Source organism: Sphingomonas azotifigens NBRC 15497 (genome assembly GCF_002091475.1).
In the GTDB taxonomy this organism is placed as follows: Bacteria; Pseudomonadota; Alphaproteobacteria; order Sphingomonadales; family Sphingomonadaceae; genus Sphingomonas; species Sphingomonas azotifigens.
On the sequence record NZ_BCTR01000014.1, the window covers coordinates 83,083 to 104,804 of the forward strand.

The following is a 21,722-nucleotide window of genomic DNA, read 5'->3' on the forward strand; positions in this document are numbered from 1 at the left end:
ACGGCGCAGACGAAACGCGGTTCTCCGGCAGCTGCATCATGCAATCAAGAATATGCGGTTCGCTCGCCGGGCAGCGTCAAAGGAATTGGAGAAGAAGAAGCGCAGATACACGGGCACGCAAATGTCTTGCGCACTACGCTTTCATTCGCTGGCACGATGGCCGGCACATGCACCCGGTCCTGGACAACGCCCATCACACCCTCGCCTTACGGTTCGATTTCTTGTTACGATACTTGTTAGTATCAATTAGCGCGCGAGGCAAGGGTCGGGCATCGTGCCGGTGCGCATCAGCTTGCGGGCGCGCTCGCGATTCCAGCGCCCGCGAGGAACAAACTGGCCGCATCATCGGCCCATTCGAACGTATCCGCCTCGGGCGACCCCAGCAATTTCAGAAATCCGCCGGTAGTCATCGTCATGAATAGCTTCGCATGCCGCATCGCATGCTCGTATGAAATCGACCCAGGGAGAATATTCTGCAAGTACAGTGCGAGTGGCTGCATCACCTCCTCCACCCGCTCCAGCATCCTTGTTGGCAACCCCGGAAACCGGCGAGCCTCAGCGATTCCGAGCCGCAGCATCTCCATTGCCTCTCCAGAGGAGGTCTCGCGGCCAATCTGAGCGATCTTGCGAATCGTTTCTTGCGGACTGCCACCCTCCTCGATGATTTTCTGGTAGCTGGAAGTGATCTGAACAACGGAGTCAGACAAGGCTAGGTTGAACAGCGCCTCCTTGTCGCCGATCTGGCGATAGATCGTCATCTTGCTGATCCCGCACCGGGATGCAATCCGGTCAAGATTGGCACCGGTAAATCCATGCTGAAGAAACTCGGCATAGGATGTTTCCAGCAAAAGGGCGCGGCGGCGCTGCGCCTCTTCCGTATCTATGCGCCCCGATCGCAATTTCGATCTGGCTTCCATCTATTACGTCCCTTTTGCTGCAGGCGATGCACATCCCTATGCGGCCCCGGGGACAACAGCATCGCCGTCACCACATATGTGATGCGCGCTGCGCGTGCCAAGCCCCGCCAGCAGAGACGCCCGATCGCGCCCCCGATCGGCCCCTTCCATGAGTCGCCCCGGGCGATCCGGAAAGCCGGGATTACCCGTACGGACCCGGCTCGCGGCAGATCCTTCACAAGCGTGATGGCGCAGGTGCTTCCATTGCCGGAACCTCCCTTGGAAGGAATAGCCGGGCAGGACAGCCCGGTGCTGCGCATCGACCTCGCTCTCCCTGCGTGCGGACCTCGTGCCGAGCAGGACCAGGCCGACGGGCGCAGTTCGGCGCGATCGGCAGATGCGGGAGTTCGTGACGATGAGCGATGTTTTCTTGATTTCTGGTGCGCGGACTGCGGTAGGAAGCTTCGGCGGATCGCTGAAGGACGTCTCGGCCGCCACGCTCGGCGAAATCGTCATCCGCGAAGCGCTGGCGCGCGCCAGTCTCGCGCCGGAAACGGTCGGGCACGTCGTGCTGGGCAACGTCATTCCCTCCACGCCCGCCGACGCCTATATCGCGCGGGTCGCCGCGGTAAACGCCGGCGTGCCGGTAACCACCCCCGCGCTGACGGTAAATCGCCTGTGCGGCTCGGGCCTGCAGGCGATCGTCTCCGCGGCCCAGGGAATCCTGCTGGGCGAATATGAAGTCGCGGTCGGCGGCGGCGCGGAGAATATGAGCCAGGCGCCCTTTTATGTGACGGACCTGCGGTTCGGCCGCAAAATGGGCGACGCGGCGATGCTCGACGCACTGACGCGCTCGCTCTCGGACCCGTTCGAAGGATCGCACATGGGCGTGACGGCGGAAAATGTCGCCGTGCAATGCGGCATCGCGCGCGAGGCGCAGGATGCGCTGGCGATCGAGAGCCACCGGCGCGCCGCACGCGCCATCGCCGAGGGGCGCTTCGCCACGCAGATCGTGCCGGTCCCGGTCCGCCGGCGCGGCGAGACGACGCTGTTCGATACGGACGAGCATGTCCGCGGCGACACCTCGCTGGAGGATCTCGCCCGGCTCCGCCCGGTGTTCCGGAAGGACGGCAGCGTGACTGCCGGCAACGCCTCCGGCATCAACGATGGCGCAGCCGCCGTCGTGCTCGCCTCGCGCGCTGCGGCCGATCGGCTGGGCCTCAAGCCCTGGGCGCGCATTCTCGGCTGGGGCCATGCCGGCGTCGAGCCCGGCGTCATGGGGCTGGGGCCGGTGCAGGCGGTGCCGGTCGCCCTGGCACGGGCGGGCGTGGCGCTCGACGCCATCGACGTGATCGAATCCAACGAAGCCTTCGCAGCCCAGGCCTGCGCGGTCGCGTCCCAGCTCGGCTTCGATCAGGCCCGTACCAACATCAACGGCTCGGGCATCGCGCTCGGCCATCCCGTGGGGGCGACCGGCGCCATCCTGACCGTCAAGACGCTCTATGAACTGGAGCGCAGCGGCGGCAGGCTCGGCCTGATCACGATGTGCATCGGCGGCGGCCAGGGAATCGCCATGGTGATCGAGCGACTCTGATTCCACTAAAGCGAGGAGCGGAACTTCATCAGGGCCAGCAGCCATGCGGTGCTGCGCGAACAGCCCGAACGCATGGATGCACCCGACCGGTGCGCATCGCTACGCGAAGCCCGTCCACCGCAGCGGCCGTCCATGCATCGTGCGGGATAACCGCCGAACGCCGTCACTGCACGCATGCTATAATTCCCATCGCAATGATAGGATTTATGGCATGGTAGGACTCTGAGATTTCGCCGACTCGCGATTCAGCTGGATCGACTTGGTGGCGAAGCAAGGAGCCCAAATGATGACGCTCGCCGAACAAGATCCGATCAAGCTGCTCATCGTCCCCGGCATCGATGGTTCGGGGGCCCGGCATTGGCAGACGGAATGGGAACGCGACCTGGAAGATTGCTACCGCGTCGAGCTGGGGTGCTGGGACGATCCCATCCGCAACGTCTGGATCAGCCGGCTGGACCAGGCCGTTCATGAGGCCGGCGGTGATGTCGTGCTCGTCGCGCACAGCCTGGGATGTCAGGCGGTCGCCTGGTGGGCCCGGCTGCTGGGGGCGAGCGCGGTTCCTTCGGTGCGCGGCGCGCTGCTGGTGGCGCCGCCCGATGTCGACCAGCAGGACGTCGATCGCCGGCTCGATCGGTTTGCCCCCAATCCGGATGTCGCCTTCGCCTTTCCGGCGCTCGTCGTCGCCAGCCGCGACGATCCCTATGCGACGATCGACCGCTCGCGCGAGATCGCCGATCAAAGGGGCGCGGCGTTCCTCGATGCCGGCGATCTCGGCCACATCAACGCCGACTCCGACATTGCCGAATGGGAGGAAGGGCAGGCGCTGTTGCCGCTCCTGATCGGCGGGACGCGCGATCGCAACCAGTTGAGCCGCCTGGCGGCGGACCTGCTCGCGAAACACCGCCACGGATCGAAACGCATCCCTTCCCACGCCGTTCGGGGACGGGGCCGGGCGCGCGTGCCATTGCCTCCCGCTGCCATGTTCTTCGATGATGGCGTGGTGCGCGGCGCTCGGTCGTTCGGGATCGACACCGGCGATTGACAACGGCTTGGCGACATGGCTGATGGTCCGCATGGGGATGGCGATTTCCCCACGAGGCGTCAGCCAGAGAATCGCGTCCGGCACCACTACGCAAGGGACGCGTCATGCCTGCACCGAACGCCATCGCTCCGGAAAAGCTCGCACGCCTGGTCGGGCTGCACGGATCGCCCCGCATCCTCGACCTGCGCGATGCGCCCTCCGAGACCATCCCGGGCGCGACCTTCTCACTGCCGCACGACCCTGACGGCCGGTCCGACGCACCTTCCATCGTCGTCGTCGATGAAGACGGCAGCGGTGCGGCCGCAACCAGGGCGGCCGTTCTCCGCAGCGACGGATTGGCAGCCGAGGTGCTCGAAGGCGGCTTCGCGGCGTGGCTGGCGGGGGGATGGCCCACCGTGTCGCTTGCCCATCTGCCGCCGCGGCACGCGGACGGCCGCACCTGGTGGGTCACCCGCGCCCGGCCCAAGGTCGATCGCATCGCCTGCCCCTGGCTGATCCGCCGCTTCGTCGATCCCGACGCGCGCTTTCTGTTCGTGGCGCCCGCAGACGTATTGCGGGTCGCCACCGAGAGCGGGGCCGAGCCCTTCGACATCGCCGACGAGCGCGTCTTCTGGAGCCATCGCGGCGAACGCTGCACCTTCGACGTGATGGTGGAGGCGTTCGGCCTTGAAGGTCAGGCGCCGCTGGCCCGGCTCGCCGCGATCGTGCGGGGCGCGGACACCGATCGGCTCGATCTCGCCCCCGAGGCCGCAGGCCTGCTGGCGATCTCGCTCGGCCTGTCCCGCACGCATGCCGATGATCATGCGCAACTGGAGGCCGGCATGCTGGTCTATGACGCGCTCTATCGCTGGTGCCGCGACGCGCAGGAGGAAAAACACAACTGGTCCTCGCACCAGCCCGCGCACGCGAAGGTGCCGGCATGACCGCGACCTCGGCAGCGGGCGAGGTCGTATCTCCCACTCGGCCGGAGCCGGTGACGTTGCACCAGGCCTTCTGGGTCTGGCTGCGGATCGCGATGCTGTCGTTCGGCGGCCCGGCCGGGCAGATCGCGGTGATGCACCGCATCCTGGTCGACGAGAAGCGCTGGATCGGCGAGCAGCGCTTCCTCCACGCGCTCAACTATTGCATGCTGCTGCCCGGCCCGGAGGCGCAGCAGCTCGCCACCTATATCGGCTGGCTGATGCACCGGACCAGGGGCGGCATCGTCGCCGGCGTGCTGTTCGTTCTTCCCGGCGCCGTGGCGATCATGGCGCTGAGCTGGATCTACGTGCTGTATGGGCGGATCGGCGCGGTGTCGGCACTGTTCTTCGGGCTGAAGGCGGCGGTGCTGGCCGTGGTTCTCCAGGCCGTCGTTCGGATCGGCAGCCGTGCGCTCCGCAGCGGCCCGGCCCGGCTGCTGGCGGCTGCGGCCTTCGTGCTGATCTTCTTCGTCGGTGCCCCCTTCCCCGCCATCATCCTCGGGGCAGGTCTGATCGGCTGGGGGTCGACGCGGCGAGGCAGCACCGCCTTTCGCGGCGGCGGGCACGGCGGGGCCAAGGACAATGTCGTCGCCGATGCGGATACGCTGCTGGGCGAGGCACTGCCGGACCATGCGCGCCCGAGCTGGCGGGAAACGCTCCGCACCGCACTGGTCTGGCTGGCGCTATGGCTGGTGCCGGTCGCTGCGCTGGTCGGCGCGCTGGGGCCGGGGAACGTGTTCAGCCGGATCGCCACCTTCTTCTCGACCATGGCGACGGTCACCTTCGGTGGTGCCTATGCCGTGCTCGCCTATGTCGCGCAACAGGCGGTCCAGGGCTATCACTGGCTGGGCCCCAAGGAGATGCTCGACGGCCTCGGCATGGCGGAAACGACCCCGGGGCCGCTGATCATGGTGCTGCAGTTCGTGGGCTTCCTGGGCGCCTATCGCGACGCCGGCGGGCTGTCGCCGCTGCTCGCCGGGACGCTGGGCGGCCTGCTCGCCACCTGGGTGACGTTCGTGCCCTGCTTCCTGTGGATCTTTCTGGGCGCGCCGTTCATCGAGCGGCTGCGCGGCAATGTCGCGGTCGCGGGCGCCCTCTCGGCGATCACGGCGGCCGTGGTCGGCGTCGTGCTCAATCTCGCGATCTGGTTCGCGCTGCACACGCTGTTTCGCGCGACCATGCCCCTATCCTTCGGACCGATCCGGTTCGACGCGCCGGTGCTGCACAGCATCGATCCCGCGGCGCTCGCGCTCGCCTTGGGCGCGGCCTATGCGATCTTCAGGATGCGCGCGGGAGTCATCACGACCTTGCTGGGCACCTCGCTGGCCGGGCTGGCGCTCCATGCGACGGGTACGATCGGGTGAGGCGGCTGCGCTCCATTCGCTAGCGCGGATCGACATTCGGGATTGCCAAAGGAGTTGATCGGCGATTCATAGGGATCCGTGTCGAGACGCGGAGCAAGTGATGGCGGTGATGCGGTACGACGTGGATCTTGGTTGTGGGACCGGCAGCCGGATGTTGCGACGCTGGGCCCCGATCGGCGACCTGCTCTTGCGTCCATCCTGCAGCCCGCCTGACCTCACGCCATCAGATGCTGACCGCCATCGACCGGCACAATTGTGCCGGTGATCCGTCGGGCCGCATCGCTGGCCAGAAAGGCCGCGAGCGCGCCGACGTCATCGACATCGACCCGATGGTGCTCGGGTGCCAGCGCGGCGGCGCGATCGAGCAGCGCGTCGAACCGGTCGATTCCGCTCGCCGCGCGCGTCGCGATCGGGCCCGGCGAAATCGCATGGGCGCGAATGCCCTTGGGGCCGAGTTCGGCGGCGACATAGCGGGTCGCGCTTTCCAGCGCTGCCTTGACCGGCCCCATCAGGTTGTAGTGCTCGACCACCCGTTCCGAACCGTAAAAGGTCACGCAGAGCAGGCAGCCGCCCTGCCCCATCAGCGGCTCGGCCAGTTTCGCCATGCGCAGGAAGCTGTGGCACGACACGTCCATCGCCAGCCCGAAGCCCTCGGCGGAGCAATCGACGACGCGGCCGTGGAGATCGTCGCGCGGCGCGAAGGCGATCGAATGGAGCACGAAGTCGAGCCCGCCCCAGTGCCGCTCCGCTTCGCCGAACAGCGCCTCGATCTGGCCCGGCACGCGCACGTCGCACGGGGCGAGCCACTCCACCCCCAGTGCCTCGGCGACCGGCGCGACGAACGGCCTAGCCTTTTCGTTGAGATAGCTGGCGCCCAGCCGCGCGCCACAACGGGCAAAGGCGCGCGCACAGCCGGCAGCGATGCTGTCGCCATTGGCGATGCCGATAACGAGCCCGCGCTTGCCGCGCAGATCGACGAGCGGTGTCATGCGGAGGCCTCCAGCGCGGCGCGGGTGTGCAGGGCAATCATGCGTTCCTCGTCGGTCGGGATGATATGGACGGCGATGCGGCTGTCGGGGCGGCTGATCCGCGGCGCGTGGGCCACATTGCCCCCCTCGTCGAGCGTCACTCCCAGCCAGGCAATCCCGGCGCAGATCCGGCGGCGCACCTCGGCGTCGTTCTCGCCGATGCCGGCGGTGAAGACGATGCCGTCCAGTCCGCCCAGCACCGCCGCCAACGCGCCGATCTCGCGCACCGCGCGCCATACGAACAGCGCGATCGCTTCCTCGGCACGCGGATCGCGGCTCGCCGCCAGCGTGCGCATGTCGCTGGAGATGCCGGAGACGCCGAGCAGCCCGGAGTCGTGGTAGAGCATCGCCTCCACCGCCGCCGCCGACATGCCGAGCTGCGTCTGCAGATGCAGCACCACGCCGGGATCGATGCTGCCGCAGCGCGTGCCCATCATCAGACCGTCGAGGGCGGTGAAGCCCATCGTCGTGTCGACGCTGCGCCCGCCGGTCATCGCGCACAGGCTCGCGCCATTGCCGAGATGGGCGACGATCACCCGGCCGGCGGCGAGTGCAGGGTCGAGTTCGGCCAGCCGCCGCGCGACATATTCGTAGGAGAGGCCGTGAAAGCCGTAACGCCGCACGCCCTGATCGTGCAGCGCGCGCGGCAGGGCCAGCCGCGTGGCGAGTTCGGGGCGCCCCTGGTGGAAGCCGGTATCGAAACAGGCGACCTGCGGCAGCGCGGGATCGAGTGCGGCGATCGCCCGGATCGCAGCGAGATTGTGCGGCTGGTGCAGCGGCGCCAGCGGGCACAGCGCCTCCAGCGCGTCGAGCAGCGCCGCATCCACCCGCATCGGCGCGGCGAAAGCGGTGCCGCCATGGACCACCCGGTGGCCGACCGCGATCACCTCGCGCCCCTCCAGCGGGTACGCGGCCGACCAGGCGAACAGCGCGCCGAGCAGATCGGCATGGGTCATCGCCGCGCCATCGGGCCAGTCGCGTTCGAGCAGCACCGTGCCGTCGCTGGTCCGCGCCACCAGCCGCGGGGCGATGCCGATCTTCTCGATCTTGCCGCTCGCCGCCAGCGCGAGCGGGCCGTTTCCGGTCAGCGCGTAGAGCGCGAACTTTATGCTCGACGAGCCGGCGTTGAGGCTGACGATCGCCTTCATGGCCGCACCTGCGGCACGCCCGGCGCTGCGCCGCTGCCGCCGCGCGCCATCAGCACCGCCAGCGCGCACGACGCGAGCCGGGTGCGCAGGCTGTCGGCACGGCTGGTGAGGATGATCGGCACCCGCGCGCCCAGCACGATCCCGGCCGCATCCGCGCTGCCGAGGAAGGTGAGCTGCTTGGCCAGCATGTTGCCCGCCTCCAGATCGGGGACCAGCAAAATCTCGGCCTTGCCGGCCACCGGCGAGCCGATGCCCTTTTCGGCGGCGGCCGCCTCGCTGATCGCATTGTCAAACGCCAGCGGCCCGTCGAGCACGCCGCCGCTGATCTGGCCGCGATCGGCCATCTTGCAGAGCGCGGCGGCATCGAGCGTGGAGGGCATCGCCGGGTTCACCGTCTCGACCGCGCAGAGGATCGCGACGCGCGGACAGGCGATGCCGATGCCGTGCGCCAGATCGATCGCGTTGCGGACGATATCGGCCTTTTCCTCCAGCGACGGCGCGATGTTGATCGCCGCGTCGGTGATGATCAGCGGCGTCGGATGGCCGGGCACGTCCATCACATAGGCATGGCTGATCCGCCGCTCGGTGCGCAGCCCGCTCGCCGATCGGACCACCGCGCCCATCAGTTCGTCGGTGTGGAGCGAGCCCTTCATCAGCAGCCGCGCCTCGCCCGCATGGACCAGCGCCACGGCCTTGGCGGCGGCATCATGGCTGTGCTCGGCCGCGACGAGCCGGTAACCGCTGATGTCCTTGCCCGCTTCCTGCGCGGCATGGGCGATCTTCTCCGGCGGCCCGACCAGGATCGGCGCGATCAGCCCGGCCTCGGCCGCCTCCACCGCCGCGATCAGCGCCGCCGCGGTGCAGGGATGTGCCACGGCGGTCGGCTCGGGGGTGCTGCCCGCGGTCATCTCGATCAGCCGGCGATAGCCGTCATGGTCGCGGAGCCGCACCTCGGGCAGCGCCACCCGCGGCCGGCGGATCTTCTCGCTCGGCGCCTTGACCTCGGCCACGCCGGTGATCACCTCCTCGCCCGCCTGGTTGATGCAGCGGCAATCGAGCGTGATGCCATGATGGGCATCGCGCTTCTCGGTCACCGTCACCGAAGCGGTGATCGTGTCGCCGAGTCCGACCGGGCGGCAGAAGCGCAGCGACTGGCCGAGATAGATCGCCCCCGGCCCCGGCAGCTCGGTGCCGAGCACGGCGGAGATCAGCCCGCCGCCCCACATGCCGTGCGCGATCACTCGGTGGAACATGTCGGTCGCAGCGAAATCGGCGTCGAGATGGGCCGGGTTCACATCGCCGGAAACCAGTGCGAACAACTGGATGTCCTGTTCGGTCAGCGTGCGGGTGATGCTGGCCGTGTCCCCTACCCGGATTTCGTCGAAGGTGCGGTTCTCGATCATCGCGGGATCGGTCATGTCACTGCTCCAGCACATAGGCGCCAGGCGCATCGGCCAGCGCGGGGAAGCCCTTGTCGGCGGCGCCGAGCGGCGGTGGCGGCACCGGCGCGCCCGATCGCGCCGCCAGCCATTCGCCCCAGGCGGTCCACCACGAGCCGGTGTGCGGCTCGGCCATGCCTTCCCAGGCGTCGGGCTCGACATAGCCGCCGTCCTGCGGCCGGGTGCGCATGCGGTAATGCCGTCCCTTGTGGCCGGGTTCGGAGACGATGCCGGCATTATGGCCGCCGCTGGTCAGCACGAAGCAGATCTCCGCCGGGCTCAGCAGGTGGATCTTGTGGACCGAACGCCAGGGCGCGACATGGTCGCGCTCGGTGCCGACGACGAACATCGGCGCGTGCACCGCCGCCAGCGTCACCATCCGTCCGTCCACGCAATATTTGCCGCGTGCCAGTTCGTCGTCGAGGAACAGGCGGCGCAGATATTCGGTGTGCATCGCATAGGGCATGCGCGTGCCGTCGGCATTCCACGCCATGAGGTCGTTCACCGGCTCGCGCTCGCCCATCAGATAGGTGCCGAGCACCCGCGACCAGACCAGGTCGTTCGATCGCAACAGCTGGAACGCCCCGCCCATCTGGCTGCTATCGAGAAAGCCCTGGCTCCACATCATGTTCTCGAGCAGGTTGAGCTGGCCCTCGTCGATGAACATGCCCAGCTCGCCGGGCTCGGTGAACTCGGTCTGCGCGGCGAACAGGCTGATGCTCGCCAGCCGCGTGTCGCCGTCGCGCGCCATCGCCGCTGCAGCGATCGACAGCAGCGTACCGCCCAGGCAATAGCCGGCGGCGTGGACCTTCTCCGCGCCGGTGATCGCTTGGATCGCATCGAGCGCCGCCATCGGCCCCATCCGGCGATAGGCATCCATGTCGAGATTGCGGTCGGCGCCGTCGGGATTGTGCCACGACAGCATGAACACGGTGAACCCCTGGCCGGTGAGCCAGCGGACCAGCGAGTTTTCCGGCGACAGGTCGAGGATGTAGTATTTCATGATCCAGGCCGGCACGATCAGGATCGGCTCCGGCCGCACCGTCTCGGTGGTCGGGACATATTGGATCAGTTCGGCGAGCGCGTTGCGGAAGACGATCTTGCCCGGCGTCACTGCCACCTCGTGGCCCGGACGGAAGCGCTCGCGTCCCGCCGCCGGCTGGCCGCGGACGAGCTGCTGCACATCCTCGATCAGGTTCCGCATCCCGTCGACCAGGCACTGGCCGCCGGTCTCGAGGATCCGGCGCTGCAGCACCGGGTTGGTCGCCAGGAAGTTGGTCGGCGCCGCCATGTCGAGAATCTGGCGGGTGGCGAATTCCACCATCTCCTCATGGTGGCGCGACACGCCGCGCACGCCGGTGGTGGCGGCGGACCACCATTGCTGGTTGAGCAGAAAGCCCTGCGCCAGCAGGTCGAACGGTGCCTCGCGCCATGCCGGATCGGCGAAGCGGCGGTCCTGCGGCAACGGTTCGATCGCCGGCGCCGCCTGTGGGTCCTGCGCGCGGCGAACCGCATAGTCGAGCAACCGGGTATATTTGCGGGCGAGCTTGGCGCCCAGCTGCAACTGCTTCCCCGGCGCCACTGCGAGATGGAACGCCCAGTCGAACCAGCCCTGGGCCAGCGTGCCCGGCGATAGGCCGTGCGTCGCCTGCGCGATGGTGGCCGCCGCCGCGCGGTCCAGCGTCTCGCCGATCCCGTCGAGCGGGTCTCCCATGGTTTTCGTCGCAACGGTCGTCGTCATCGCGTGCTCCCTTGCCATCGAGGCCGCACGCTTCGCCCGCCAGAGCGGGATTCGCACTACGTAATGACACTAGGCGGTTTACTTTCTACCGCTCAGTCGTCGAGATACGGCATCCCCGCGCCGAGCAGCGCCAGCGTCTGTTCGATAAAGGCTGCCTTGGCCGCCGGGGTGTTCTCCATGTCGTACCGGCGCAGGATACGTTCGCGCGGAATCGTCACCGCAAGATCGAGCAGCAGCGTCGATACCGAACGTAGCGCCTCGGCCGGAAGCGCGCGGGCACGCGGCGATTCGAGCAGGATCGCCTCGATCATCTCAAACGCGTGCTCGACTCCGGAGGAACGGTGCTGCGCGGGCAGATCGCGCGTGTTCAGGTTGAACCAATGGATCAGTTCGGTGAGGCCGATCACCTCCGGCTGCAATGACGCATCGAGAAGCTTGCGCAGCGCCGCCGCCAGCCGCATGCGGACACCCCCGGCAGGAATGCTCGAGACGATCCGTCGCCGTTGCCGATCGACGCCCAGCGCGATCACCGCCTGCACCAGCGCCAGCTTCGATCCGAACCGAGCATAGAGCGTGCGCTTGGAAACACCCGCCGCGGCGGCGATGTCCTCCATGCTGGTACCATCCACGCCGTTGGCGGTGAACTGCCGAAAGGCCACCTCGAGGATATGGCCGCCGAGCTGGGCGGCGACTTCGCGTGTCGGGCGTCCTCCCTTGGGGCCGCGCGGTGCCAGCGCGCATTCCACGCCGGCCCTGGAATCCTGTGTCATCGCGCCATCATAATTGGCCAGACCGCTGAACGCCATGGCCAGCACCGCCGCGAATAACGACCCCGGTAAGTATAGTTCCGCATGGTCGCTTCCGCTGCGGTGCGTCATCCCCAGGCCAGTCAGAGGAGCCTATCCGACCTTGAGCGTACGGTCTGCGGCGCGGCGTATCTCGCGCCGCAGCCTGCCCGTCGCGGATGTGCCGGTGGCAGGCAAGAACAAGGGGTTTGTCCATGTCCTATCCGATCGATCCATTCGTCGCGCTTGCCCGAGCCCATGGCCAGCTCGCACTGCGCCTCGCGGAGATCACCCGCGCCGCCGGCCACGACTGGATCGCGGCGACCACCGAGGCGGGCCAATCCGCATTCGGGCAGGCCACCACCCCCCAGGGCGACGCGGCTGCGGGCAAGACCGCTTCCGCGCACGCCCACCTGACCGCAGTCACCGATACCTTGCGTGCCAAGGCCGAACAGCATGCCGCCGAGACCCGCGAGGCGCTGGCGGAATGGCAGGCGGCGTGGCGGGAAGCCTTCGCGCCCGATGCCTGGCTCTCCATGCTCGAACGCGCCGTGACTATTCCCCCGGCCGCCCCTGCCGCGCCGGCCAAGCCGGCCTGACACATCCCCACCTCGACCCGCCCCGATGACGGGTCTCCCGCCCTCCAGCGGAAAGGGCAATCATGGCCCAGCATGACATTGCTGCCCCAAGGCGATGGGCCTTGGCCTGCGTCGCCGCGCTGCCGATCCTCGCCGCCGGCTGTTCGTTCACCCCCGCGCCGGTCCACCCGGTGCCGCCGGTCCCGGCGCAGTATGCCGGGACCGATGCCGACGCGCCGTCGATCGCCCGGATCGGCTGGCAGGATTTCTTCCGCGATCCCGAGCTGCGGCGGCTGATCGCCACCGCCCTCGATCAGAATCGCGACCTGCGCAGCGCCGCCGCGCGGGTGGACGAAGCGCGCGGCGCGTGGCGCATCGAAGGCGCGCCGCTCTACCCGAGCCTCGATGCCGCCGCCGGCGGCACCCGCGGCCGGGCACGACTGGACCTGCCGAAGCTGGGTACGCTCGACTATGACGTGAAGCAGGTAACCGCCCAGCTCAGCGCTGGCTGGGAGATCGATTTCTGGGGCCGGCTGCACGCGCTCAACCAAGCCGCCCGCGACACCTATCTCGCCACCGAGGCGGCACGCCGCGCCGTGGCGACGGATCTGGTCGCCCAGGTCGCCAACGGCTATCTGCTCGAACGCGAATATGGCGAACGGGTCGCGCTTGCCGCCCGCACGATCGAGACGCGCGAGCAATCGCTCCACATCCTGCAACGGCGCTATGACGTCGGCTCGGGCTCGCGGCTGGAGGTCACCCAGGCCGAAACATTGCTCGGCCAGGCCCAGGTCGCGATGGAAGCGCTGGTGCAGGACCGCGCGGTCAATCGCAACGCGCTGGCGCTGCTGGTCGGCCAGCCGGTGACGATCGCCGAAGGCCCGCTGGCGCTGGCCGCCACCGCCGCGCCGGTCGATCTGCCGGTGGGGCTGCCCTCGGAGCTCCTCGTCGACCGGCCGGATATCGTTGCCGCCGAATATCGGCTGCGCGCCGCCGAGGCGAATATCGGCGCGGCGCGGGCGGCCTTCCTGCCCAATATCGCGCTCACCGGCGCGTTCGGCTGGGCCAGTACCGATCTGGAAGGGCTGTTCGATCATGGCAGCCAGGTGTGGAGCTTCTCGCCGCAGATCCGGCTGCCGCTGTTCAATGCCGGCCGGCTGAAGGCCAATCTGGATGTCACGCGCGCGCGCCAGATCGGCGCGGTCGCCCAGTATGAAAAGGCGATCCAGGGCGCGTTCCGCGACGTTTCCGACGCGCTGGTGCGCCGCCAGCAGCTCGCCCGCCAGATCAGCGCGACCGAAGCCGTGCGCGACACGCTGCGCGAACGCGCGCGGCTGGCACAGCTACGCTTCGACAATGGCCGATCGGCCTATCTCGAAGTGCTCGATGCGCAGCGCGCGCTGTTCGACACCGACCAGGCGCTGGTGCAGCTGCGCCGCGCCCATCTCGCCAGCGGCGTGGCGCTCTACGCCGCGCTCGGCGGTGGCTTCGCCCCCGCCCTGCCCGCCCAGCACAACCCGCAATCGCAAGGGGAAGCACGATGAAGATGCCCCGCAACCTGCCCATGATCGGCAGCATCGCCGCGTTGCTCGGCGGCGCCGCGTTGATCTGGTGGCTGTGGCTGCGCCCGGCCGACCTGCCGCCGGGCATCATCGCCGGCAATGGCCGGATCGAAGCCACCGAGATCGACGTCGCCGCCAAGGCGCCCGGCCGCATCCGCGACATCCTGGTCGACGAAGGCGCGTTCGTGAAGGCGGGCCAGGTCGTCGCCCATATGGATGTCGACACGCTGATCGCCCAGCGCGACCAGGCCAATGCCCAGCTCGCCCAGGCGCTCACCGCGATCGAAACCGCGCAAAGCCAGGTCGCCCAGCGGCAGAGCGAACGCGCCGCGGCGGTGGCCTCGCTCCGCCAGCGCGAGGCGGATGCGGTCGCCGCGCGCAAGCGGCTCGGGCGCTCGGAAACGCTGGCTCGTGAAGGCGCCACGCCGGTACAGGAACGCGACGACGATGTCGCCCGGACCGAAGGCGCCAATGCCGCGGTCGAAGCCGCCCGCGCCCAGGTGGCGGCGGTCGATGCGGCGATCGGCACGGCGCGCAGCCAGGTGGTCGGCGCTCGCGCCAATGTCGATGCGGTGCGCGCTGCCATCGCCCGGATCGAAGCCGATATCCGCGACAGCGATCTGCGCGCGCCCACCGGCGGCCGTGTCCAGTATCGCGTCGCCCAGGCGGGCGAAGTCGTCGCCGGCGGCGGCCGCGTGCTCAACCTCGTCAATCTCGGCGATGTCTACATGACCTTCTTCCTGCCGGAGACGGCGGCCGGGCGGGTGGCGCTGGGCAGCGACGTGCGCATCGTCCTCGATGCCGCCCCCGAATATGTCATCCCGGCGAAGGTCTCGTTCGTCGCCGATGTCGCGCAGTTCACGCCGAAGACGGTGGAAACCGATAGCGAGCGCCGCAAGTTGATGTTCCGGGTGAAGGCGAGGATCGATCCGCAGCTGCTCGACAAGCACATCACCCAGGTGAAGACCGGCCTGCCGGGCATGGCCTATGTGCGGATCGACTCCAACGCCGCATGGCCGGCCAAGCTCGCGGTGCGGGTCGGCCAATGACCGCCGCCCTGGCCGCCCGGCTCACCGGGGTTCGCCTCTGCTATGGCGACACGGTCGCGCTCGACGATATCAGCCTGGACATTCCGGCCGGCGGCATGGTCGGGCTGATCGGCCCCGACGGGGTGGGCAAGTCGACCCTGTTCTCGCTGGTCGCCGGGGCCCGCGCGATCCAGCAGGGCCGGGTGGAAGTGCTGGGCGGCGACATGGCAGATCCCCGGCACCGCCAGGCCACCTGTCCGCGCATCGCCTATATGCCGCAGGGGCTCGGCAAGAACCTCTACCCCACCCTGTCGATCGACGAGAACCTCGCCTTTTTCGGCCGGCTGTTCGGCCAGGACGCGGCCGAGCGCGAACGGCGCATCGCCGAACTGACCGAAAGCACCGGCCTCGCGCCGTTCCGCAGCCGCCCGGCGGGCAAGCTCTCGGGCGGCATGAAGCAGAAGCTGGGGCTGTGCTGCGCGCTGATCCACGATCCCGATTTTCTCCTGCTCGACGAACCGACTACCGGCGTCGACCCGCTGTCGCGTGCGCAGTTCTGGGACCTGATCGATCGCATCCGGGCCGAGCGGCCGCAGATGAGCGTGCTGGTCGCCACCGCCTATATGGAAGAGGCGTCGCGCTTTGACTGGCTGGTCGCGATGGATGCCGGGCGCATCCTCGCCACCGGCACCCCCACGGACCTCTATGCCCGCACCGGTACCCACGACCTCGAGCGTGCCTTCATCGCGCTGCTGCCCGAGGCGCGGCGACGCGGCCATCAGCCGGTAGTGATCCCGCCGCGCAGCACCGAGGCGGCCGAGGTCGCAATCGAGGCACGCGGGCTGACCAAGCGGTTCGGCGACTTCACTGCGGTCGACCAGGTCGATTTCCGCATCGAACGGGGCGAGATCTTCGGCTTTCTCGGCTCGAACGGCTGCGGCAAGTCGACGACGATGAAGATGCTGACCGGGTTGCTCGACGCCGATGCCGGCGAGGCCTGGCTGTTCGGCCGCCCCCTCGGCCATAACGACATCGCCACCCGCCAACGCGTCGGCTATATGAGCCAGGCCTTCTCGCTCTATTCCGAACTGACCGTGCGGCAAAATCTCGATCTGCACGCCCGGCTGTTCCACGTCCCCGATGCCGAGGTGGACGGCCGGGTGGCCGAAGTCGCGACGCGCTTCGGGCTGGATGCGATCATCGACATGCTGCCCGATGCCCTAGCGCTGGGCCAGCGCCAGCGGCTCAGCCTCGCCGTGGCGATGATCCACAAGCCGGAGATGCTGATCCTCGACGAACCGACCTCGGGCGTCGATCCGATCGCGCGCGACCAGTTCTGGCAGATCATGGCCGATCTTTCGCGCAACGATCGCGTGACGATCTTCATCTCCACCCATTTCATGAACGAGGCGGAGCGCTGCGACCGCATCTCGCTGATGCACGCCGGCCGCGTGCTGGTGAGCGACACGCCGGCGGCCATCGCCGCCGCGCGCGGCAGTGCCAGCCTGGAAGCGGCGTTCATCGGCTATCTGCGCGAAGCCGCCGGCGCCGACAGCGAAGCGGCGCCGCCCCCGCCGGTTGCCGCCCCCCAGCCAAGCGCGGCCGGAAACGGTGCCGGTACATCCCGTTTCAGCCTGCGGCGGATGATGAGCTATGTCCGCCGCGAGGCGCTGGAGCTGCGCCGCGATCCGATCCGCGCGACGCTGGCGCTGGTCGGCAGCGTGCTGCTGCTGTTCATCATGGGCTATGGCATCAGCCTCGATGTCGAGCATCTGCCCTTTGCCGTGCTCGATCGCGACGGCACCGCGCTCAGCCAGAATTACGCGCTCAACCTGTCCGGCTCGCGCTATTTCGTCGAACGGCCGCCGATCACCGACTATGCCCAGCTCGATCACCGGATGCGCGACGGCGACGTCACCGTCGCGGTGGAGATCCCGCCCGGTTTCGCGCAGCGGATCGAACATGGCATCCCGGTGCAGGTCGGCGTGTGGATCGACGGCGCCATGCCGCAGCGGGGCGAGACGGCGCAGGGCTATATCCAGTCGCTCCACGCCCAGTGGCTGGCGGAGACCGCGCTGCGCAAGCTGGGCCAGCGCCCCGCCGCCGGGCTGGTCGATATCGAGCTGCGCTACCGCTACAATCCCGATGTGCGCAGCCTGGTGGCGATCGCGCCGGCGGTGATCCCGGTGCTGCTGCTGCTGTTCCCGGCGATGCTCACCGCGCTCAGCGTGGTGCGCGAGAAGGAACTGGGATCGATCATCAATTTCTATGTCACCCCGGTGGGGCGGCTCGAATTCCTGCTCGGCAAGCAGCTGCCCTATGTCGGGCTGGCGATGCTCAACTATGCGCTGATGGTGGGGGTGGCGGTCACGATCTTCCGGGTGCCGCTGACCGGCAACCTGCTCGCGCTGACGCTGGCCGCCCTGCTCTATGCACTGTCGGCCACCGCGATCGGGCTGCTCTTCTCGATCTTCATGCGCAGCCAGATCGCGGCGATCTTCGCCACCGCCATCGGCACGATCCTCCCCGCCACCCAGTTTTCCGGACTGATCAACCCGGTCTCCTCGCTGGTCGGGGCGGGCGCCGCGATCGGGCATGTGTTCCCCACCACCTATTTCGTCACCATCTGCCGGGGCGTCTTTTCCAAGGGTCTGGGCTTTGCCGATCTTACCCAGGACCTGCTGGCGCTGGCGGCGGCGGTGCCGGTGCTGCTCGGCCTGTGCGTCGTGCTGCTCAAGAAGCAGGAGCGTTGAGATGCGGCACCTCGCCAACATCTATCGCCTGGGCATCAAGGAACTGCGCAGCCTGGTGCGCGATCCGATGATGCTGGTGCTGATCCTCTACGCCTTTTCGCTCGGCATCTGGGTCGCGGCGACCGGCCTGCCGGAAACGCTCTACCGCGCGCCGATCGCCATCGTCGACGAAGATCAGTCGCAGCTGTCGAACCGTATCGCCTCAGCCTTCTACCCGCCGCATTTTACGCCGCCGGCGATGGTCGGGCTCGATGCGGTCGACCATGGCATGGACATCGGCCGCTACACCTTCGCGCTCGACCTGCCGCCCGACTTCGAGCGCGACCTGCTCGCCGGGCGCCGACCGACGGTGCAGCTCAATATCGACGCGACCAGCATGACTCAGGCCTTCACCGGCGGTGGCTATATCCAGCAGATCGTTCAGGCCGAGGCGCAGGAGTTCATGACGGGCACCCGCGCCACCCCGCCCCCGCCGGTCGACCTGGCGTTGCGGGTGCGCTTCAATCCCACGCTGGCGCGCAGCTGGTTCGGCGCGGTGATGGAGGTGATCAACAACGTCACCATGCTGTCGATCATCCTGACCGGCGCGGCGCTGATCCGCGAACGCGAGCACGGCACCGTCGAGCATCTGCTGGTGATGCCGGTGACGCCGTTCGAGATCATGGCGAGCAAGGTCTGGTCGATGGGGACGGTGGTGCTGGTCGCCTGTGCCTTTTCGCTGACGGTGATGGTGCAGGGCGTGCTGCAGATGCCGATCCAGGGATCGATCGTGCTGTTTCTTGCCGGTGCCGGGCTGCACCTGTTCGCCACCACCTCGATGGGCATCTTCATGGGCACGATCGCGCGTTCGATGCCGCAATTCGGATTGCTGATGATGCTGGTGCTGCTGCCGCTCGAGCTGCTCTCCGGCGGGCTGACCCCGCGCGAGAGCATGCCCGAGCTGGTGCAGACGTTGATGCTGATCGCGCCGACCACGCATTTCGTCCGCATGGCCCAGGCGATCCTCTATCGCGGTGCCGGACTGGACGTGGTGTGGCCGCAGTTCCTGGCGATCATCGCGATCGGCAGCCTGTTCTTCGCGATCGCGCTCACCCGGTTCCGCAGCACGATCGGGGCCATGGCCTGACCGCGGAACCGTCGCCCCGTCGTTCCGTCTTGGTGCCGGCTGCGGCCGTGCACGCACCGCCGCCCTCTCCAGCGAGGCCGCCATTCCCGACATCCTCATCGACCGGCTCGTCGGTCGCCTGCTGAACGCGCACGCAGGCCATGGCGTCTCGCGCGGGGATCGGGCAGACAGCGGGCGATGGCGTGGGGACGATCTTTGCGGGAGCGGGCGAGCACGTTCAGCCGTGCCCTGCATTTTCTGTGCGCGATCTGAAGCGTGGCAGCGCGGGGCGAGGATCCGGATGCCGATCTGGTCGGCGCGGCAGTCGCGGGAGATCGGGCGGCGCTCGGGACACTGCTCGAGCGGCACTATGACCGGATCCACGCGCTCGCCTGGCAACTCACCGGTTCGCGCAGCGACGCGGAGGATATCGCGCAGGACGTGTGCTGCACGCTGGTCGGCCGGATTGGCAGCTTCCGCGGCGAGTCGCGCTTTTCGACCTGGCTGATCGGGATCACCTTCAACGCGTGCCGCGACGCGCGACGGCGCGGACGCGCCTTTCGCGGGATGACCGAGCGGCTTGCGATCCTCGCCGGGATCGGGCGCGGCGCGGACCATGGCGACGTGCACGATGCGATGTGGGTGCGCAGCGCCGTGATGAAACTGCCCGCAGCCTATCGCGACGCGGTGGTGCTGGTTGCCGGACAGGAGCTGACCCATGCCGAAGCCGCGGCGATACTGGGCGTGGCCGAAGCGACGGTTTCGTGGCGAATGCATGAGGCACGCCGGCGCCTGTCGGGCAAGACCTGAAAAAAAGCGCAAGGGCGCCCAAGGATCGCACGCGATGCGGCGTCCAAGGAACAGGTGGCCGATGTGCCGCCCGTCCTTGGAGGAGATTGCCATGCCCCGCGCCCGCCCTGCCCCCGTTCCCTTCGTCCTCACCGCGATCGGCCTTCCCGCCCTGCTCGTCGCGTCCTGCGCCGACACGACGCGCCCAGCAGGCACCGAAGCGCACCCGGCCCCACCGCCGGTGACGGACATCGTCGTGAGCGGCAATCGCATCGCCGCACCGTCGGCAATGCCGGCACCGCCGCCCCCGCCGCCGGCACCGATCGCAATGGCGATGTCGCGGAACCGCGCGCCGGTGCTCGCCGAACTGCCGCCGTTCGCCGTCGCGGGTCGTGACCGCTTCACCGCCGTACAGCAGAACGCGTTCGAGCGCGTCGCCGATGCGCCCGTCTCCACCTTCTCGCTCGACGTCGACACCGCGTCCTACGCCTTCCTGCGCGCCTCGCTCGACCGCGGCGTGCTGCCGCCGCGCGATTCGGTGCGGACGGAGGAGATGGTCAATTACTTCCCGTACGACTACGCGCCCGCCCGCAGCACGGCGGAGCCCTTCAGCACCAACCTCGCCGTCTTCCCCAGCCCCTGGGCGCCCGGAAGGCTGATCGTCCGCATCGGCGTGCGCGGCTACGAGCTTACCCGGACCAGCCGGCCGCGCGCCAACCTCGTGTTCCTCATCGACACCTCGGGCTCGATGCAGATGCCCAACAAGCTGCCGCTGGTGAAGCAGTCGCTGCGCCTGCTGCTCGACAGCCTCGGCGAGGACGATCGGGTCGCGATCGTCGCCTATGCCGGGCAGGCGGGCACCGTGCTCGAACCGACGCCGGCCAGCGATCGGGGCCGCATCCTCGGCGCGCTCGACCAGCTGGAGGCCGGCGGCAGCACGGCAGGCGCGGAGGGCATCCGGCAGGCCTATGCGCTCGCCGAGCGCGACTTCGATTCCAAGGGCGTCAACCGCGTGATCCTGGCGACCGACGGCGATTTCAACGTCGGCATCACCAGCCAGGACGAACTGAAGGGCTATATCGCGCGGGAGCGGACCAAGGGCATCTACCTGTCGGTACTCGGCTTCGGCATGGGCAACTATAACGACGCGCTGATGCAGACGCTGGCGCAGAACGGCAATGGCGTCGCCGCGTATATCGACACGTTGAACGAGGCGCGCAAGACACTCGTCACGGAGGCGAGTTCGTCGCTGTTCCCGATCGCCAACGACGTGAAGGTGCAGGTGGAGTTCAACCCCGCCGCGATCGCCGAATATCGGCTCATCGGCTATGAGACGCGGATGCTGGCGCGCGAGGACTTCAACAACGACGCGGTCGATGCCGGCGACGTCGGCGCAGGGCGGACCGTGACCGCGCTCTACGAGGTGGTCCCCGTCGGCGGCCCGCAAACGGCCGATCCGCTGCGCTATGGCAAGCCGGAGGCCGCGCCGCGACAGGCGGCAAGCCCGGCGGAACTGGGCTTCGTCAAGATCCGCTACAAGCTGCCCAAGGCTTCCACGAGCCGGCTGATCGCGCAGCCGATCTCGGCCCGCGGCATCGCGCCCCGGTTCGAGGATGCGCCGGAGGATGCGCGCTTTGCCACCGCGGTGGCGGGCTTTGCCGAGCTGCTGCGCGGCGGCACCTATGCGGGGCACTTTGGCTATGGCGACGTCGCACGGATTGCCGCGGGGGCACAGGGGCGTGATCCGTTCGGCTATCGCGCCGAATTCCTGGCCCTTGTCGGCAAGGCGGAACGCGCACAGGCCCTGCCGCCCCTGGTACGCTGACCGCGCGGCGCATGGCATTGCCGCTTCCGATGGAGGCGTCGATGCCGCTATAGCGGGGAGGATGGCACGCCCACCCTCCCCGCACC

17 protein-coding genes are annotated in these 21,722 nt (G+C 68.6%); 11 read left to right on the forward strand and 6 right to left on the reverse strand.

The window, feature by feature from the left end:
- Nucleotides 1-287: 287 nt before the first annotated feature.
- The gene (locus SAZ01S_RS06745) at nucleotides 288-917 is read right to left on the reverse strand and encodes a TetR/AcrR family transcriptional regulator (RefSeq protein WP_084581294.1); all 630 of its coding nucleotides are present in this window, start codon (nucleotides 915-917) and stop codon (nucleotides 288-290) included.
- Nucleotides 918-1,311: 394 nt separating this feature from the next.
- On the opposite strand from SAZ01S_RS06745, the gene bktB reads away from it, so the two are divergent.
- The 4 genes from bktB to chrA all read left to right on the forward strand — a co-directional run bounded on the left by bktB (nucleotide 1,312) and on the right by chrA (nucleotide 5,855).
- Nucleotides 1,312-2,490, forward strand: a complete 1,179-nt coding sequence (bktB, locus tag SAZ01S_RS06750) for a beta-ketothiolase BktB (protein WP_084581573.1) — start codon at nucleotides 1,312-1,314, stop codon at nucleotides 2,488-2,490.
- 283 nt (nucleotides 2,491-2,773) lie between these two features.
- Nucleotides 2,774-3,532, forward strand: a complete 759-nt coding sequence (locus SAZ01S_RS06755) for an RBBP9/YdeN family alpha/beta hydrolase (protein ID WP_245824667.1) — start codon at nucleotides 2,774-2,776, stop codon at nucleotides 3,530-3,532.
- 104 nt (nucleotides 3,533-3,636) lie between these two features.
- Nucleotides 3,637-4,455 carry a chromate resistance protein ChrB domain-containing protein gene (locus SAZ01S_RS06760; protein ID WP_084581296.1) on the forward strand — a complete coding sequence of 273 codons (819 nt, stop codon included), beginning with the start codon at nucleotides 3,637-3,639 and terminating at the stop codon, nucleotides 4,453-4,455.
- Entirely contained in the window at nucleotides 4,452-5,855 is a 1,404-nt protein-coding gene (chrA, locus tag SAZ01S_RS06765) for a chromate efflux transporter (RefSeq protein ID WP_084581298.1), read from the forward strand. The genes SAZ01S_RS06760 and chrA overlap by 4 nt, the downstream gene beginning before the upstream one ends.
- Before the next feature lie 215 nt (nucleotides 5,856-6,070).
- On the opposite strand, the gene fabI is transcribed toward chrA, so the two are convergent.
- The 5 genes from fabI to SAZ01S_RS06790 form a co-directional block, all read right to left on the reverse strand.
- Nucleotides 6,071-6,844 carry an enoyl-ACP reductase FabI gene (fabI, locus tag SAZ01S_RS06770; RefSeq protein ID WP_084581300.1) on the reverse strand — a complete coding sequence of 258 codons (774 nt, stop codon included), beginning with the start codon at nucleotides 6,842-6,844 and terminating at the stop codon, nucleotides 6,071-6,073.
- Nucleotides 6,841-8,031 (reverse strand): acetate/propionate family kinase, encoded by a 1,191-nt coding sequence (locus SAZ01S_RS06775; RefSeq protein ID WP_084581577.1) that lies wholly within the window; start codon nucleotides 8,029-8,031, stop codon nucleotides 6,841-6,843. The genes fabI and SAZ01S_RS06775 overlap by 4 nt, the downstream gene beginning before the upstream one ends.
- Nucleotides 8,028-9,449: a bifunctional enoyl-CoA hydratase/phosphate acetyltransferase gene (locus SAZ01S_RS06780; RefSeq protein ID WP_084581302.1), complete on the reverse strand. Its 1,422-nt coding sequence runs from the start codon at nucleotides 9,447-9,449 to the stop codon at nucleotides 8,028-8,030. The genes SAZ01S_RS06775 and SAZ01S_RS06780 overlap by 4 nt, the downstream gene beginning before the upstream one ends.
- Before the next feature lies 1 nt (nucleotide 9,450).
- A complete protein-coding gene (locus tag SAZ01S_RS06785; protein WP_084581304.1) occupies nucleotides 9,451-11,211 on the reverse strand; it encodes a PHA/PHB synthase family protein in 1,761 nt (586 codons plus the stop codon).
- 92 nt (nucleotides 11,212-11,303) lie between these two features.
- Nucleotides 11,304-12,017, reverse strand: a complete 714-nt coding sequence (locus SAZ01S_RS06790) for a TetR/AcrR family transcriptional regulator (RefSeq protein ID WP_167693096.1) — start codon at nucleotides 12,015-12,017, stop codon at nucleotides 11,304-11,306.
- A 194-nt stretch (nucleotides 12,018-12,211) separates the two neighbouring features.
- On the opposite strand from SAZ01S_RS06790, the gene SAZ01S_RS06795 reads away from it, so the two are divergent.
- The 7 genes from SAZ01S_RS06795 (at nucleotide 12,212) to SAZ01S_RS06825 (ending at nucleotide 21,636) form a co-directional block, all read left to right on the forward strand.
- Entirely contained in the window at nucleotides 12,212-12,595 is a 384-nt protein-coding gene (locus tag SAZ01S_RS06795; protein WP_084581308.1) for a hypothetical protein, read from the forward strand.
- 101 nt (nucleotides 12,596-12,696) lie between these two features.
- Entirely contained in the window at nucleotides 12,697-14,118 is a 1,422-nt protein-coding gene (locus tag SAZ01S_RS06800; RefSeq protein ID WP_245824669.1) for an efflux transporter outer membrane subunit, read from the forward strand.
- Nucleotides 14,115-15,185 (forward strand): HlyD family secretion protein, encoded by a 1,071-nt coding sequence (locus tag SAZ01S_RS06805; protein WP_084581312.1) that lies wholly within the window; start codon nucleotides 14,115-14,117, stop codon nucleotides 15,183-15,185. Before SAZ01S_RS06800 ends, SAZ01S_RS06805 begins: the two co-directional genes overlap by 4 nt.
- Nucleotides 15,182-17,917, forward strand: a complete 2,736-nt coding sequence (gene rbbA, locus SAZ01S_RS06810; protein ID WP_084581314.1) for a ribosome-associated ATPase/putative transporter RbbA — start codon at nucleotides 15,182-15,184, stop codon at nucleotides 17,915-17,917. Before SAZ01S_RS06805 ends, rbbA begins: the two co-directional genes overlap by 4 nt.
- A gap of 1 nt (nucleotide 17,918) precedes the next feature.
- A complete protein-coding gene (locus tag SAZ01S_RS06815) occupies nucleotides 17,919-19,043 on the forward strand; it encodes an ABC transporter permease (RefSeq protein WP_084581316.1) in 1,125 nt (374 codons plus the stop codon).
- A gap of 255 nt (nucleotides 19,044-19,298) precedes the next feature.
- Nucleotides 19,299-19,832, forward strand: coding sequence for an RNA polymerase sigma factor (locus tag SAZ01S_RS06820; protein WP_084581318.1), 534 nt, complete (start codon nucleotides 19,299-19,301; stop codon nucleotides 19,830-19,832).
- A gap of 91 nt (nucleotides 19,833-19,923) precedes the next feature.
- Nucleotides 19,924-21,636, forward strand: coding sequence for a vWA domain-containing protein (locus SAZ01S_RS06825; RefSeq protein ID WP_245824671.1), 1,713 nt, complete (start codon nucleotides 19,924-19,926; stop codon nucleotides 21,634-21,636).
- Nucleotides 21,637-21,722: the final 86 nt, after the last annotated feature.

What these genes read in the sequence shown, in the direction of transcription:
- SAZ01S_RS06745 (WP_084581294.1), bottom strand. Translation starts at nt 917, where the DNA reads ATGGAAGCCAGATCGAAATTGCGATCGGGGCGCATAGATACGGAAGAG.
- bktB (WP_084581573.1), top strand. Translation starts at nt 1,312, where the DNA reads ATGAGCGATGTTTTCTTGATTTCTGGTGCGCGGACTGCGGTAGGAAGC.
- SAZ01S_RS06755 (WP_245824667.1), top strand. Translation starts at nt 2,774, where the DNA reads ATGATGACGCTCGCCGAACAAGATCCGATCAAGCTGCTCATCGTCCCC.
- SAZ01S_RS06760 (WP_084581296.1), top strand. Translation starts at nt 3,637, where the DNA reads ATGCCTGCACCGAACGCCATCGCTCCGGAAAAGCTCGCACGCCTGGTC.
- chrA (WP_084581298.1), top strand. Translation starts at nt 4,452, where the DNA reads ATGACCGCGACCTCGGCAGCGGGCGAGGTCGTATCTCCCACTCGGCCG.
- fabI (WP_084581300.1), bottom strand. Translation starts at nt 6,844, where the DNA reads ATGACACCGCTCGTCGATCTGCGCGGCAAGCGCGGGCTCGTTATCGGC.
- SAZ01S_RS06775 (WP_084581577.1), bottom strand. Translation starts at nt 8,031, where the DNA reads ATGAAGGCGATCGTCAGCCTCAACGCCGGCTCGTCGAGCATAAAGTTC.
- SAZ01S_RS06780 (WP_084581302.1), bottom strand. Translation starts at nt 9,449, where the DNA reads ATGACCGATCCCGCGATGATCGAGAACCGCACCTTCGACGAAATCCGG.
- SAZ01S_RS06785 (WP_084581304.1), bottom strand. Translation starts at nt 11,211, where the DNA reads ATGACGACGACCGTTGCGACGAAAACCATGGGAGACCCGCTCGACGGG.
- SAZ01S_RS06790 (WP_167693096.1), bottom strand. Translation starts at nt 12,017, where the DNA reads ATGGCGTTCAGCGGTCTGGCCAATTATGATGGCGCGATGACACAGGAT.
- SAZ01S_RS06795 (WP_084581308.1), top strand. Translation starts at nt 12,212, where the DNA reads ATGTCCTATCCGATCGATCCATTCGTCGCGCTTGCCCGAGCCCATGGC.
- SAZ01S_RS06805 (WP_084581312.1), top strand. Translation starts at nt 14,115, where the DNA reads ATGAAGATGCCCCGCAACCTGCCCATGATCGGCAGCATCGCCGCGTTG.
- rbbA (WP_084581314.1), top strand. Translation starts at nt 15,182, where the DNA reads ATGACCGCCGCCCTGGCCGCCCGGCTCACCGGGGTTCGCCTCTGCTAT.
- SAZ01S_RS06815 (WP_084581316.1), top strand. Translation starts at nt 17,919, where the DNA reads ATGCGGCACCTCGCCAACATCTATCGCCTGGGCATCAAGGAACTGCGC.
- SAZ01S_RS06825 (WP_245824671.1), top strand. Translation starts at nt 19,924, where the DNA reads ATGCCCCGCGCCCGCCCTGCCCCCGTTCCCTTCGTCCTCACCGCGATC.